General features: G+C 65.9%; 13 protein-coding genes. 5 read left to right on the top strand and 8 right to left on the bottom strand.

Going from position 1 to position 14,193, the window contains the following annotated elements:
• Nucleotides 1-174 precede the first annotated feature (174 nt).
• Nucleotides 175-684: a single-stranded DNA-binding protein gene (gene ssb / locus ACFQ2S_RS02880; RefSeq protein WP_386072555.1), complete on the bottom strand. Its 510-nt coding sequence runs from the start codon at nucleotides 682-684 to the stop codon at nucleotides 175-177.
• A gap of 195 nt (nucleotides 685-879) precedes the next feature.
• Here ssb and ACFQ2S_RS02875 point away from each other — a divergent pair, with 195 nt between their 5' ends.
• The 3 genes from ACFQ2S_RS02875 (at nucleotide 880) to ACFQ2S_RS02865 (ending at nucleotide 3,471) form a co-directional block, all read left to right on the top strand.
• The gene (locus ACFQ2S_RS02875; RefSeq protein ID WP_386072553.1) at nucleotides 880-1,491 is read left to right on the top strand and encodes a lytic transglycosylase domain-containing protein; all 612 of its coding nucleotides are present in this window, start codon (nucleotides 880-882) and stop codon (nucleotides 1,489-1,491) included.
• 112 nt (nucleotides 1,492-1,603) lie between these two features.
• A complete protein-coding gene (locus ACFQ2S_RS02870) occupies nucleotides 1,604-2,782 on the top strand; it encodes a cytochrome-c peroxidase (RefSeq protein ID WP_386072551.1) in 1,179 nt (392 codons plus the stop codon).
• Between the two features lie 101 nt (nucleotides 2,783-2,883).
• Nucleotides 2,884-3,471 (top strand): hypothetical protein, encoded by a 588-nt coding sequence (locus ACFQ2S_RS02865; RefSeq protein ID WP_386072550.1) that lies wholly within the window; start codon nucleotides 2,884-2,886, stop codon nucleotides 3,469-3,471.
• A gap of 27 nt (nucleotides 3,472-3,498) precedes the next feature.
• Here the strand turns inward: ACFQ2S_RS02865 and ACFQ2S_RS02860 are convergent, their stop codons facing one another.
• The 6 genes from ACFQ2S_RS02860 to miaA all read right to left on the bottom strand — a co-directional run bounded on the left by ACFQ2S_RS02860 (nucleotide 3,499) and on the right by miaA (nucleotide 11,850).
• Nucleotides 3,499-5,580, bottom strand: a complete 2,082-nt coding sequence (locus tag ACFQ2S_RS02860; protein WP_386072548.1) for a dipeptide ABC transporter ATP-binding protein — start codon at nucleotides 5,578-5,580, stop codon at nucleotides 3,499-3,501.
• A gap of 217 nt (nucleotides 5,581-5,797) precedes the next feature.
• The gene (locus ACFQ2S_RS02855; protein WP_089232944.1) at nucleotides 5,798-6,958 is read right to left on the bottom strand and encodes an ABC transporter permease; all 1,161 of its coding nucleotides are present in this window, start codon (nucleotides 6,956-6,958) and stop codon (nucleotides 5,798-5,800) included.
• A gap of 12 nt (nucleotides 6,959-6,970) precedes the next feature.
• Nucleotides 6,971-8,017 carry an ABC transporter permease gene (locus ACFQ2S_RS02850; protein WP_386072546.1) on the bottom strand — a complete coding sequence of 349 codons (1,047 nt, stop codon included), beginning with the start codon at nucleotides 8,015-8,017 and terminating at the stop codon, nucleotides 6,971-6,973.
• A 131-nt stretch (nucleotides 8,018-8,148) separates the two neighbouring features.
• A complete protein-coding gene (locus ACFQ2S_RS02845; protein ID WP_386072545.1) occupies nucleotides 8,149-9,813 on the bottom strand; it encodes an ABC transporter substrate-binding protein in 1,665 nt (554 codons plus the stop codon).
• A 277-nt stretch (nucleotides 9,814-10,090) separates the two neighbouring features.
• Nucleotides 10,091-10,897 (bottom strand): helix-turn-helix domain-containing protein, encoded by an 807-nt coding sequence (locus ACFQ2S_RS02840; RefSeq protein ID WP_386072544.1) that lies wholly within the window; start codon nucleotides 10,895-10,897, stop codon nucleotides 10,091-10,093.
• Between the two features lie 86 nt (nucleotides 10,898-10,983).
• Nucleotides 10,984-11,850: a tRNA (adenosine(37)-N6)-dimethylallyltransferase MiaA gene (miaA, locus tag ACFQ2S_RS02835; RefSeq protein ID WP_386072542.1), complete on the bottom strand. Its 867-nt coding sequence runs from the start codon at nucleotides 11,848-11,850 to the stop codon at nucleotides 10,984-10,986.
• 79 nt (nucleotides 11,851-11,929) lie between these two features.
• Between miaA and pyrH the strand changes: the two genes are divergently transcribed.
• A complete protein-coding gene (pyrH, locus tag ACFQ2S_RS02830) occupies nucleotides 11,930-12,667 on the top strand; it encodes a UMP kinase (RefSeq protein ID WP_089232949.1) in 738 nt (245 codons plus the stop codon).
• 25 nt (nucleotides 12,668-12,692) lie between these two features.
• On the opposite strand, the gene ACFQ2S_RS02825 is transcribed toward pyrH, so the two are convergent.
• Complete coding sequence (locus ACFQ2S_RS02825) at nucleotides 12,693-13,271, bottom strand: hypothetical protein (protein ID WP_386072540.1); 579 nt, start codon at nucleotides 13,269-13,271, stop codon at nucleotides 12,693-12,695.
• 336 nt (nucleotides 13,272-13,607) lie between these two features.
• On the opposite strand from ACFQ2S_RS02825, the gene frr reads away from it, so the two are divergent.
• A complete protein-coding gene (frr, locus tag ACFQ2S_RS02820) occupies nucleotides 13,608-14,174 on the top strand; it encodes a ribosome recycling factor (RefSeq protein WP_386072539.1) in 567 nt (188 codons plus the stop codon).
• Nucleotides 14,175-14,193: the final 19 nt, after the last annotated feature.

The following is a 14,193-nucleotide window of genomic DNA, read 5'->3' as shown; positions in this document are numbered from 1 at the left end:
GCCCTCGATCGCGGCCAACTGCGCCCCGGGTCTCACCCGTCCGAAAAGGTCGCGGCAGGCCGCGGAAACACCCGGAGCAGCGCGTGGTCGCCCCGATGCCACGGATCAGGCATAGAAGTCGACGCCCCGGACCTTGATCCGGAACGGGTCGGGGCCGGGCCGCCGGTCGCCGCCTCAGAACGGGATTTCGTCGTCCAGATCGCTGCCGCCGCCGCCCGGCGCGCCATCGCCATAGCCGCCGCCCTGCGACCCTCCGCGGTCATCGTATCCGCCGCCGCCGCCACCATAGCTGCCGCGGTCGTCATACCCGCCGCCGCCACTGCCTTCTCCGCCTCGGCTATCGAGCAGTGTCAGCTCGCCGCGATAAGGGCGCAGCACGATTTCGGTCGTATAGCGGTCCTGGCCGGACTGGTCCTGCCATTTGCGGGTTTCGAGCTGGCCCTCGATATAGACCTTGGAGCCCTTGCGCAGGTATTGCTCGGCGATCCGCGCCAGCGGTTCCGAGAAGATGGCCACCGAATGCCATTCGGTCCGCTCCCGGCGCTCGCCGGTGTTGCGGTCCTTCCAGTTCTCGGACGTGGCGATTCGCAGGTTGCAGACCTTGCCACCGTTCTGGAAGGTGCGCACTTCCGGGTCCCGGCCCAGATTGCCCACCAGGATCACCTTGTTCACCGACCCCGCCATGCGCTGCTCCTTTGTGCTTTCGAGTCTCTTGCCTGTTGCTCCGAGGCATCGATTCCGCTTCGGAGCCAGACGCTACACCACATGATCGAGGTTAAAAACCGCATAAATCCGCCGGCGTGACCCGCTTGCACTGGCGCAACCACCTCATTTCCATATACTCCCGCACCTGTAGGACGAGGGACAAGGCAAAGCCGAATGGTGAAGCTCGCAGGTGCTGGTGGCATCGCGGCCATGGTGGTCGCAAGTGTCGTGACATGGGCTCCAGAGCCCGTTTCAGCGGAAACTTCCGTATCATCCAAATCGCGGGCCCGGCTGTTCGCCTCACAAACCCGTCTCCTCGACAACCGCGCCTCCAAACAATACGAGAATTCGGTCCGGCTTCAGCCGCCGTCCTCCAAGGCGTCCGTGTCCATCGCCTCCGTGCCGAACTATCGCGGCAACTACCGGGGCGAGTACCTCTCGGTCGCCAAGAGCGCTGCGCGCAAGCATGGTGTGCCGGAGGACCTGTTCCTGCGTCTTGTGCAGCAGGAGAGCAACTGGCGGGTCAGCGCGAAATCCCACAAGGGCGCGATCGGGCTGGCGCAGCTGATGCCTGGCACTGCGGCCAAGCTTGGTGTCAATCCGCATGATCCTACCCAGAATCTCGAAGGCGGCGCGCGCTACCTGCGGATGATGTACGACCGCTATGGCAACTGGCGCCTCGCGCTGGCGGCCTACAATGCCGGCCCGGGCGCGGTCGACAAATACGGCGGCGTCCCGCCCTATCGCGAGACGACGAACTACGTCCGCAAGATCTGGGGCAGCTGAGGCTCCGGTTTCCCGATTAATTCACTCGGAATTTGTTCCGGATCAATTTGCACCGATCCGGAACCAGTGTATCTGCTGTGGCCAAAGTTGCCAGATACCCAAGGACGCATCCATGGCCGGTCTCCTGAAACCGATTGCCTTACCTGCCGCGACAGGCGCGGTCGTTGCCGGGCTCTACCTCGCCAGTGCCCCGCAGGTCGCGACCGAGCCCCTGTTCACCAATCTCGAGCAACTGGGCGAGGCGCTGTTCTTCGATCCGAACCTGTCGCTCAACCGCAGCCAGGCCTGCGCAACCTGCCACGATCCGGCCGCCGCCTTTACCGATCCGCGCGAGAGCAAGGTCGGTCGCGCCGCGTCGCTCGGTGACGACGGGATGTCCCTGGGAGACCGCAACGCGCCCACGGCCGCCTACGCGATGTTCTCGCCGGAGTTCCATTTCGACGAGGTCGCCGGTGTCTGGAAGGGCGGGCAGTTCCACGATGGCCGCGAGGCCGGGCTGGAGGGGCAGGCGGGCGGGCCGCCGCTCGACCCGATCGAGATGGGGATGCCGGACAGGGCCAGCGTCGCCGCCCGGCTGGAGGAGAATCCCGATTACGTCGAGGCGATGACCTGGCTTTTCGGCGAGGGCCTGTTCGAGGATCCGGACGCGGCTTACGGCGCGATGACCCGCGCCATCGCCGCCTTCGAGCGGACGCCGGAATTCGCCCCGTTCGACAGCAAGTACGACCGCTCGCTGCGCGGCGAATACACCCTGACCGATCAGGAGGAACTGGGGCGGGTGCTGTTCTTCTCGCAGCAGTTCACCAACTGCAACATCTGCCACCAGCTCGGCCGCAGCGAGATCGACCCGCAGGAGACCTTCACCAACTACGAGTTCCACAACATCGGCGTGCCGGCGAACGTGGCGCTGCGCGGCGCCAACGGGTCGACTGCGGACCATGTCGACACCGGCCTGTTGCAGAATCCGGGCGTCGACGATCCGGCGCAGGCCGGGAAGTTCAAGGTGCCGACCCTGCGCAACGTCGCCGTCACCGGTCCCTACATGCACAACGGGGTCTTCGAGGATCTGCGCACCGTGGTTCTGTTCTACGACAAGTATAATTCGAGAGCGCCCGAACGGCAGATCAACCCGGAGACAGGCCAGCCCTGGGGGCCGCCGGAAGTGGACGGAACGCTGTCGCTGGTGGATCTGGAGACCGGCCCGGCGCTGGACGACCAGCGGGTCGACGCCATCGTCGCCTTTCTCAAGACTCTGACCGACGCGCGTTACGAGCATCTGCTCGAGGAGTAGGGCGCGGGTACCAGAACAGCCCGATCACGGGAACGCGTCTTCGCCTCCGGGTCACGGGATGCCATGATTCGGGAAACCCGATCGAGACAGGACCAAAGCCCATGCGCCATGCCCTTCACGCCCTTGCCCTTCCGATCCTGCTGATGGCCGCGTGGGCGGTCGCGGCGCAGGACCATGCAGCCGCGCCCTACGCCGGGCTGGATGCGCGGGAGATCAAGAGCCTGTCGGAGGACGACGTCGCGCAGATCCGCGCGGGCCAGGGCTGGGGGCTGGCGCTCCCGGCCGAGTTGAACGGGCTCCCCGGGCCGGCGCACCTGCTGGAATTGAAGGAGCAGTTGGGGCTCGACCCGGAGCAGGTCGCGCAGATTGAGGCGCTGTTCGAGGAGATGCAGCAGGAGGCCATCGCGGCCGGTGCCCGATTCATCGCGGCCGAGGCAGCGCTCGATGCGGCCTTCGCCTCGGGCGGCCTGACGTCGGAGATCTTGGCGCAACGCGTGTCGGAGGCGGCAGAGGCCCGCGGCGCTCTGCGCTACGTCCACCTGTCGCGGCACCTCGAGACGCCGACAATCCTGACGGAGGCGCAGATTGCGCGCTACCGGGAGCTTCGCGGCTACGCCGCAGATCCCTGCGATGCCGTGCCGGAAGGGCACGACCCGCAGATGTGGCGCCATCACAATCACTGCGACTGACCCGCCAGACGCGGCCCGCGCCGGCGTCTATTCCGCGGCGAGGGTGATCACCGGCTCCATCCGGGCGAGCAAGTCGTCGGCAAGGTGGCACTTGACCTGGTGGCCGTCTCCGAGGTCACGGATCGGCGGCACCTGCGTCTCGCAGAGATTGCCCGGAACCTCCGACTTCCAGCGGCAGCGCGTCTGGAACGGACAGCCCGGCGGCGGGTTCATGGCCGAGGGGATGTCGCCGTCCAGAACGATGTGCTTCTTGGCGATGCTCGTGTCGGCAATCGGAACCGCCGACAGAAGCGCCTCGGTGTAGGGATGATAGGGCGGCGAGAAGACCTGGTCGGTGGTGCCCATCTCGACCACATGGCCGAGGTACATCACCAGGACCCGGTCCGAGAGATAGCGCACGATCGACAGGTCGTGGGAGATGAAGAGCAAGGTCGTCTTCTCCTCCCGCTGGATCTCCATCAACAGGTCGGTCACCGCGGCCTGGACCGAGACGTCGAGCGCCGAGACCGGCTCGTCGGCGACCACGATCCGAGCACCGCCGGCAAAGGCCCGGGCAATGCCCACGCGCTGCTTCTGCCCGCCCGAGAGCTGCCGGGGCATCCGCTCGGCAAAGGCGCGGGGCAGTTTCACGAGGTCCAGCAGTTCCAGCATCCGCGCGCGCCGCTCCGCCTCGCTATTGCCGAACCGGAAGATCTCCAGCGCCCGGATGATCTGCCGTCCGACGGTCATCGAGGGGTTGAGCGTGTCGAACGGGTTCTGGAAGACCATCTGTACAGAAGACACGGTCGCGGTATCCCGCTTGTCGATCGGAATCTGTTCGATGGACCTGTTGTCGAGCGTGATCGTTCCCTCGGTCGCTGTCTCCAGCCCCATCAGGACCTTGGCAAAGGTCGACTTGCCGCAGCCGGATTCGCCGACGATGGCCAGCGTCTCGCCCTCGCGGGCCTCGAAACTCAGCTCCTCGTTGGCCTTCACCACCTTGCGGTGTCCGCTGAACAGCGCGTTGGCGGCGACCTCATAGTATTTCTTGAGCTTGTCGACCTTCAGCACGGTGCGCCCGATCTCCGCAGCCTTGCTCTCGACCGCTTTCGCCAGTGGCGCGTTCCAGTCGATCTCCTGGAACTTCAGGCAGCGGGTGGCGTGCCGGTCGTTGCCGGGCACGGGGTACATCGGAATGTCGCCGGCGTCGCAGCGCCCGGCTTCGAAATAGTCGCAGCGCGGGCCGAAATTGCAGCCCGGCGGGCGCTCGTGGGGCAGGGGGAAGTTGCCCGGAATGGCGACCAGCGGGCGGGCGTTCTTGTCCGCCCCCGGCAGCGGGATCGAGCGGAAGAGCGCCTGCGTGTAGGGGTGCTGCATCTCGTCGAAAACGTCCTCGATCGAGCCGCGCTCCACCGCCTCGCCGGAATACATCACGCAGAGCCTGTCGCAGGTCTCGAGGATGAGGCCGAGGTTGTGCGAGATGAACAGCATCGAGGTGCCGTATTTCTTGCCCAGCTCCTTCACCAGCTCGACCACGGCAGCCTCCACCGTCACGTCGAGCGCGGTGGTCGGCTCGTCGAGGATCAGCAGGCTGGGCTTCGACATCAGCGCCATGGCGATGACGATCCGCTGCTGCTGCCCTCCGGAGAGCTGGTGCGGATAGGAGTTCAGGATCCGTTTGGGATCCGGCAGACGCACATCGGTAACCACCTCCAGCGCGCGGTCCAGGGCCTCCTTCTGCGAGATCCCCTCGTGGATCATCGGCACTTCCATCAATTGCTTGCCGATCTTCATTGCCGGGTTCAGCGAAGCCATCGGCTCCTGATAGATCATCGCGATCTCGGAACCGCGGATGTGCCGCAACTCCTCGGCGCTCATCTCGCCCAGGTCGCGCCCCTTGAACTTGATCGATCCGCCGACGATCCGCCCGTTCACACCCAGATCCTGCATGACGCCGAGCGCAACGGTGGATTTTCCGCACCCGGATTCCCCCACCAGCCCCATTGCCTCGCCGGGCTGCACGGTAACGGAGAAATCCATCACCGCCGGAATCTCCCGCAGTCGGGTGAAGAAGGAGATCGAGAGCTTGTCGATCTCGAGAATCGGGCCGTCATAATCCCACTTGGTCATCTCGCGCTCCCTTCATTCCGCAGCGCTCGCGGGGCGCAGGGCTCCCGCCGCTCCACCTCGCCCTTGCGGGCTCGGAAAGAGCGTTGGGCCGGGCGCGTGCTTCGCACGCGACGCAGACCCCACGTCTTCTGTCCAAAGATATCCCGGGGGTCCGGGGGCTGGCCCCCGGTCCGCGCTCTCCGCCGGCGCAGGGGCCGGCCTGTTCCGCACCGGCCGCTCAATCTTTCAGGCTCTCTTCGCGCAGCCCGTCGGCCAGCAGGTTCAGGCCGAGCACCAGGCTCATCAACGCCAGGGCAGGCGCGAGCGCGGGGTGCGGATAGATCGACAGCAGCTTGCGGCCGTCGTTGATCGTACTGCCCCAGTCCGGGCTTTCCGGAGCAAGGCCGAGGCCGAAGAACCCGAGTGTTCCGAGCAGGATCGTCGTGTATCCGATCCGCAGGCAGAAATCGACGATCAGCGGACCGCGGGCATTCGGCAGGATCTCCCAAAGCATCGTATACCACGGACCCTCGCCGCGGGTCTGGGCGGCGGCGACGTAATCCCGCGTCTTGATGTCGAGCGCGATGCCGCGGACGATACGGAAGACCGTGGGCGCGTTCACGAAGACCACCGAGACGAAGACGATCAGGATGTTGGGCGGGACCGAGATGATGCCCAGCGGATCGGCGTTCCAGGCCACTCCTAGGTAGACCCATAGCCCAAGCACCAGCGTCACCGAGATATAGGCCGCGCGCTTGCCGGCCTGGGTGAAGAACCGGGAGTTCCAGAGCACCACCAGGAACAGGATCGGGAACAGGAACAGGACCGCGGCCATGTAGGTTGGCAGCCCGGTCGCCACGATCTCGGGCGTCACCAGCAGGTAGAACAGCAGGATCACCGGGAAGGCGAGGATCAGGTTGGCGAGGAACGACAGGAAGGTGTCCAGCGCGCCGCCGTAATAAGCCGCCGGCAGGCCGAGGGTGATGCCGACCATGAAGGCGAAGAGCGTCGCGACGGGCGCGATCTGCATCACGATGGTCGAGCCGGCTACCATCCGGCTGAACACGTCGCGGGCGAGGTTGTCGCCGCCGAGCAGGTAGTACCCCAGCCCCTCGGTGCCCTCCGGCACCGGCGTGCCGGGCAGCTTGTTCTTCATGCCCGAGACCTGCACCAGCGGGTCGTGGGTGATGATCATGTTGGAGAAGAGCGCGGTCAGCACCCAGAACAGCACGATCGCGAAGCCGATCATGCCGATGGTGGAGTCGAAGAGCTTGCCGTAGAGCCCCAGCCGGCGCTTGAAGGTGAGCGAGAGCGCGAAGATCGCGGCCATGCCGATCCAGACCGGGGTGAAGCGGATCAGGATCTCGACGAGGATGGCGCCCCAGGACAACGGTTCCATTGCTACGTCCCCTCACGAAATCCGGATGCGCGGGTTCAGGAAGATATACCCCACATCCGATATGAGCTGGGTGACGAGAACCACGACCACTGCGACGACCGAGCAGCCCAGCAGCAGCTCGATGTCGTTGTTGGAGGCCGCCTGCACCAGCGTCCAGCCGAACCCCTTGTAGTTGAAGAGCGTCTCAACGATCACCACGCCGTTCAGCAGCCAGGGGATCTGCAACATGATCACGGTGAAAGGCGCGATCAGCGCGTTGCGCAGCGCGTGTTTCAGGACGATGTTCGGGAAGCTCACGCCCTTGAGGCGGGCGGTGCGGATATATTGCGCGGTCATCACCTCGGTCATCGAGGCCCGAGTCATCCGGGCGATATAGCCCATGCCGTAGAGCGCGATGGTCACGACCGGCAGGGTGAAGTTCTCGAAGGTGATGCCATCCATGGCGCTGGTCGCAGTGCCCTTGAACCATTTCAGCCCGACGGCGGAGGAGGCAAAGACGGCGATCAGGATGACGCCGGAGACATATTCGGGGGTCGCGGTGGAGGCGATCGAGACGGTGGAGAGCGACCGGTCGAGGCGCGAGCCTTCGCGCATTCCGGCCAGGACGCCCATGATCAGCGCCATCGGCACCATCAGCAGCATGACCCAGAACATCAGGATGCCGGTCAGCCCCAGCCGCGTGCCGATGATCGCGCTCACCTCGTCGCGCAGCACGGTCGACCAGCCCCAGTCGCCCTGCAGCACGCCGCAGCGCTCCGGCGCCACGTCGGCGGGCACGTCGCGGCTGATGCAACGGCCGGTGACATTGCCCTCGGCGTCCTCACGGGTCCAGCCCGGCAGAAGGCCCAGCCATTGACCATAGCGCGAGAGCATCGGGTCCGTGTACCCGTTCATCTCCAGCCAGGTGGCGACCTGCTCGTCGGTCATCCGAACGTTGCCCTGCGTCTTGGCCAGCTTCTCGAGGTTCGGCTGGAGGTTCGTCAGGACGAAGACGATGAAGGTGAGGCAGAGCGCCGTAAGGATCATGATCCCGATCCGGCGGAGTATGAACAATCCCATCTTAATTCCTGTTGGCGGACGGGCTGGATGCGCGCCTCGGGCTGTGGGTCGAGGCCGGGGTGGCTGGCGGCGGGCCCCGGCAGGCACCCGGCCGCGAGACGGCCGGGACCGATGTCACGGGATCGGCGCGATCAGGCGGCGAAACCGTACTTGTAGGCGTGGATCTCGTCGGAGATGTGCCGTTCGGCCCCGACGACGCCTTCGCGGGTATGACGGTAGACGGTGCGCCAGTAGGGCTGGATCGTCACGCCCTCGTCGCGCACGAGCTGCTGCATCTTGGCCGAGACCTCGCGGCGCTTGTCCGCGTCGGCGATTGCCAGCGCCTCGTCGAGAAGCGCGTCGAACTCGGCATTGGCCCAGCCGAACTCGTTCCAGGCCTCGCCCGAGCGATAGGCTAGGGCGTAGATCTGCACGCCGAGCGGCCGGCCGTTCCAGTTGGTCGAGCTGAAGGGATACTTGGTCCAGTCGTTCCAGAAGGTCGAGCCGGGCAGAATCGTCCGCTTCACGTTGATGCCGGCGTCGCGCAGCTGGGCGGCGACGGCGTCGGTGGTGTTGCGGCGCCAGTCGTCATCGATCGACATGAGCTCGTGCTCGAAATCGAGCATCCCGGCCTCTTCGAGCAGCGCCAGGGCGCCCTCGACGTCGCGCTCCACCGGGCCGATATCGGCATATTCGGGGTGCAGCGGCGAGACGTGGTCGTTGTTGGCCGTGGTGCCGCGGTCGGAATAGCCGAGCTCGAGGCAGACCGCGTTGTCGACGGCCATCGCCAGCGCCTTGCGGACGCGCACGTCCTCGTAGGGCTTCTTGCCGTCCACCTCGGCCAGCTGGTTGGGCCGGATGACGATGGTGTGGGTGGTGACGGCTTCGGATTTCACGAAGCCGAGGTCGGTCAGCAGGTCGATGTATTCGCCGACGGATTCGTAGTTGGCGTCGACCTCCTCGGACTCGAGCGCCGCCAGCCAGGCCGCGGGGTCGGTGCCGTAGTCGACGAACTGGAGGCTGTCGAGATAGGGGCCGCCATAGACCTCGGTTCCCCACCATTCATGTTCGGTGTTGCGCACGATGGTGCATTGCACGCCGACCTCGTGGCTCTCGATCAGGAACGGGCCGGTGCCTACATTGTCCTTGCCGAGTGCCTCGTCGTAGGTCGAGTGCACGATGGCGGCCGGGTAGTCGGCCATGCCGGGGATGATGGTGATGTCGGGCTTGGGCAGGTTGAGCTTGACGGTCATGTCGTCGACAACCTCGATCACGCCCGCGCCGGCCATCTTGGTGTCCGGATCCACGAGGCTGGCCATGCGGCTGGCCATCGAGTTGGCCGGTACCTCGGCTTCGCACCAGCGCTCGATGTTGCGGGCCACGTCGGCAGCGGTGAAAGGCTCGCCGTTGTTCCACTTGGCGTTCGGGCGGACCTTGAGGGTGTAGGTCTTGGCGTCCTCGCTGATCTCCCAGCTTTCCAGCAACATACCGCGGATCGAGCCGTCGTTGTTGTATTCGACGAGGTATTCCAGCGTGCCGCGCGCCGCATTGGCGATCTGCGAGAAGTCGGAAATCCGCGGGTCCTTGATGGGCAGAACGTCCATCTGCATCTTCATGTCACCGCCCTCGGCGATGGCGGGCTGTGCGACGGCCGGCTGCCGAACACCGATCAGGCCATAGGCACCGGCGGCGGTGACGCCGAGCGCGGTTGCACGGGCCATGAACTCGCGCCGGCTCAGTTTCCCGGCCTTGCATTCTTCCGCATACATTCGGGCTGCCGGATGCACCGCGCGGCCGTTGAGGGTGGGATGCGTCATTCTTGTCTCCCTGTGACACACGAGCGTTCATTTTGTTTTTCTGAGACGGCAGGCCGCGGTTTCCCACGATCCGAAATTCCGTAGCGGATTCCGTCAAACGCCACGCCGTCTTCCTGTCGACCCCGGCATTCGGCACGAGAACTTGCCGTGCGTCAACAATCGCTTGCGATCATCGAGGTCTGATAGCGACATCGCGGGGGATCAAAAACGACAAGTCTGTTGGAGGCAACCAAAAACCGGGACGACTTCCCCAACGGCAGCCGGATTTAACGGCAGATCATGATGTGTGTCTCTCGCGGAAATCCGTCGGGGTCTGGCCGGTGCGGTTGTGGAACGTGCGGGTGAAATAGGCCGCCGAGCCGTATCCCAGGATTTCGGCCACGCGTTTCACCGGCAGCGCGGTGTCGAGCAGCAATCGGCGCGCCTCGAAGGTGAGCCGGTCGGCGAGCAGTTCCGAGGCCGGGCGGCCGCAGGTCTGGTTGCAGACCCGGCTCAGGTGGGTAGGCGTGACGCCGAGGGATTCGGCATAGTCGCCAACCGATTGCCCGGTATAGAGCTGTTCCTCGATCGCCCGCGTGTAGCGCCGCACGAGGTCGCGCGCGGCTGTCTCGCCGGGGCGGTCTTCGTACTCCGCGCGCTGTCTCGCGATCCAGACCGACAGCAGCCCGGCGTGAAAGGCGATCGCACGGTCGCGAAGCGGGAGGTTTGTGTCGGTCTCTCGTTGCAGCGCCTCAAGAAGGCTTGTCAGCTCGGCCTGGTGACGTGCGTCGCGTACCCGCAGGTGGCAGGGCTCGGTGGGCAGGTCGAGCCCCTCGTTTTCGTTGAAGAAGATCGCGGTGCCGAAGACCTTTCCGGAGACATCGAAGCCATGCATCGTCGCGCCTGGCACGAACACGGCATTGTGAGCGCCGTAGCCGCGTGTCAGCCCCGCAACGGTAATCCGACCCTGGCCGCGAGTGAACCACAGCAGGAGCGGCATCCGGTAGCTGCGCATCGCCTCGGTGCGCCACCGGCCGCCCTGCGCCAGGCGCTGGACGGGCACCAGCCGAAGCGGCCCGGTGGAGACGGCAGGCAGAATGGACATCGCGAACCCCCGGTCGGGCGCCGGCCCGACAAGGGCGACACTGCACCGCCGCAAATGGTTAATCAAGCGGGTGGGCGGCGGTGTCCTCAGCCGGCCAGCGAAACCGGCCGCCAGTCCTTCATACGGGCGCGGAACCACGTCCTCTGGCGCTTGGCGTATTGGCGTGTCGCGACCTGCGCGGCCTCGCGGGCCTCGTTGAGCGAAAGTTCGCCACGCAGATGCGCGATCAGTTCCGGCGCGCCGATGGCGCGGGAGGAGGGCAGGGCAGGATCCCAGTCGGCAAGGTTTGCCCGCGCCTCCTCCAACGCGCCCTGCGCCAGCATCTGGTCGAACCGGCGCTCGATCCGGGATGTGAGCCACTCTTTGGGTGCATCCACGACCAGTGCCTGGGCCTGCGCGAGCGGCAGAAGCGGCGCGGGCGTTTCGTCCTGCCAGGCGGCGAGCGGGCGGCCGGTCGCCTTCAGCACCTCCCAGGCGCGCTGCACGCGGGCAGGGTTGGCGGTGTCGATCCGGGAGGCCGTCTCGGCGTCGATCTCGGCCAGGCGGGCGGCGTGATCCATCGCGTCGGCCATCCGGCGGATCTCCGCCGGAATCGGCGGTATCTCGACCAGCCCCTCGGTGAGGGCGGTGAAATAAAGCCCGGTGCCGCCGACCACGATAAGCCGTTCCGGCCCCGCCAGAAGGGCGGAGACCTCCCGCAGCCAGTGCCCCACCGAATAGGGCGCGTAGCGTCCGACATGACCATAGAGCCGGTGCGGCGCCTGCGTTTCCTCGGCCACCGAGGGGCGGGCCGTCAGCACCCGCCAGTTGCCGAAGACCTGCAGAGCGTCGGCATTCACGATGATGCCGCCGCCGGCCCCAGCAATCTCCAGCGCCAGCGCCGACTTGCCGCTCGCGGTGGGGCCGGCAATCAGGACCGGGCGCTCGTCGTCGATCTCGGAGAGGTCAATCACCGTTACATCCGTCTTGGCTGTTGATGCCGGCGCGGATTTCAGACAGGAAGGCGCCGGAGCAGATCAGGGGGATCGTGATATGTTGGACGCAACCGAGGATCAACCGGCACCGGCCTACAAGCGGGTCCTTCTGAAGATATCCGGCGAGGCGCTGATGGGCGACCAGGGCTTCGGCCTGCACCCGCCCACCGTGGAGCGGATCGCCCGCGAGGTTAAGTCGGTCCAGGAGCTCGGCGTCGAGATCTGCATGGTGATCGGCGGCGGCAACATCTTCCGCGGGCTTTCGGGCTCGGCGCAGGGGATGGAGCGGACCACCGCCGACTACATGGGCATGCTCGCCACGGTAATGAACGCGCTGGCGATGCAATCGGCGCTCGAGGGGCTCGGGGTCTACACCCGGGTGATCTCGGCGATCCGGATGGACGAGGTCTGCGAGCCCTACATCCGCCGTCGCGCCGTGCGGCACCTCGAGAAGAAACGGGTCTGCATCTTCGCCGCCGGCACCGGCAACCCATATTTCACCACCGACACCGCAGCGACGCTGCGCGCCAACGAGATGGCCTGCGAGGCGATCTTCAAGGGCACCAAGGTCGACGGTGTCTACGACAAGGACCCGGTGAAGTTTCCGGACGCGGTCCGCTACGACACCGTGACTTATGACGATTGCCTGGCCAAGCACCTGAAGGTCATGGACGCCTCGGCCATCGCGCTTGCCCGCGACAACAACCTGCCGATCATCGTCTTCTCGCTGGACGAACCGGGCGGGTTCCGCGGCATCCTGGCGGGCGAGGGTACCTATACCCGCGTCCACGGCTGACCCGCTCCGACGCTGGCATGCCGTCTCAATAGACGGCGATGATCGAGAGCGGCGAGGCGCTTGCCGTGCCGTGATTGATCAGGCGGACGGCGTAGTCGCCCGACCGCTCGGCACGATCCAGAAAGACGCGATCGGTCACGGTCCGGAGCGCCAGCGGCTGCCCGTCCGGGTCGCGGACTTCGAGGATCAGGCCGGGGGACAGCTCGACCACGCGGGCAAACAGTAGCTGACCCGCGACAAGCGGCACGACGTATTGCGTGGCCTCCGACGCGGCGATCGTGTCTTGCAGGACAGCCGAGGGAGCGCCGGCCGCAAGCCGCACGGGGCGCGGTTCCGGGAACTCGGCCATCTCGACATCGTCGACCAGCCCGTTGGCCTGCCCGCTGCATTGCCAGATCTCGCCGGCGCCATCGCGCAGCGATACCCGCGTCGCCGCGCCAAGTCCGAAGGCGCCGAGAAGGGTCATGCCCGGCGGCGTATCGGGGCCGCAGATCTGCATCACGTAATCGGTGCATACGGCGATGGCCGCCTGGTCGCCCCAGGTGGCGGCGGCGGTGCAGGTGCTGGCCAGGAAGGCCATCAGGGCAGGTGTTCTGACGGGCAAATGTCCTCCGGGTTTCATCTATGCCCAGCGGGCGTCGAGCGAGCCGGCAGAACCGGACGCCCCATCAGTAGCCGAACGCTGGCAATTGACGACGCGAATCTTGCAGGGCGGATCGCTCCGGGGCGGTTCTCCGCCGATCACAGCGCCTTTGGCGAACCGCGGCGGCGGTGTCGATGTGCAGGGCCGGGCGGTGCAAATGGCACGGGCAAAGGACAGCAACTTGCCTCGGGACCGCCGCATTCAGGCTGTTGCGGTCGATTATGCAACCTATACATTCAGACTCCCCGGCGTTAGAAGTTTTCCGAACGAACGAGATGCTTGCAAGGGAACAGGCACATGTCAGCAGACTACGAAGATCCCGATATGGACGACCTCAAGCACCGCATGGACGGTGCGCTGCGGGCGTTGAAAACTGAATTCCTGTCGTTGCGTACGGGGCGCGCGTCCGCGTCGATGCTGGACCCGATCCAGGTCGAGGCCTACGGCTCGATGACGCCGCTGAACCAGATCGGGACGGTCAACGTGCCCGAGCCGCGGATGATCACGCTCAACATCTGGGACAAGACGATGGTGTCCAAGGCGGAGAAGGCCCTCCGCGAGAGCGGGCTGGGGATCAACCCGGTGGTCGACGGCACGATCATCCGGCTGCCGATACCGGAGCTCAACGAGGAGCGCCGCCGCGAGCTGACCAAGGTCGCCGCGACCTATGCCGAGAATGCCCGGATCGCTATCCGCAACGTGCGCCAGGACGGCATGCACCAGCTGAAGAAGGCCAAGTCCGACGGCATGCCCGAGGACGACGAGCGGATCTGGCACGACGAGATCCAGGAGCTGACCGACAAGCACATCAAGCAGGTCGACGACGCTCTGGCTCACAAACAGGAAGAGATCATGCAGGTCTGAGCCTCCGGGCTCGGATCCG

This window comes from Tropicimonas aquimaris (assembly GCF_042676185.1).
In the GTDB taxonomy this organism is placed as follows: Bacteria; Pseudomonadota; Alphaproteobacteria; order Rhodobacterales; family Rhodobacteraceae; genus Tropicimonas; species Tropicimonas aquimaris.
This window is presented reverse-complemented; position numbering and strand designations above follow the sequence as displayed.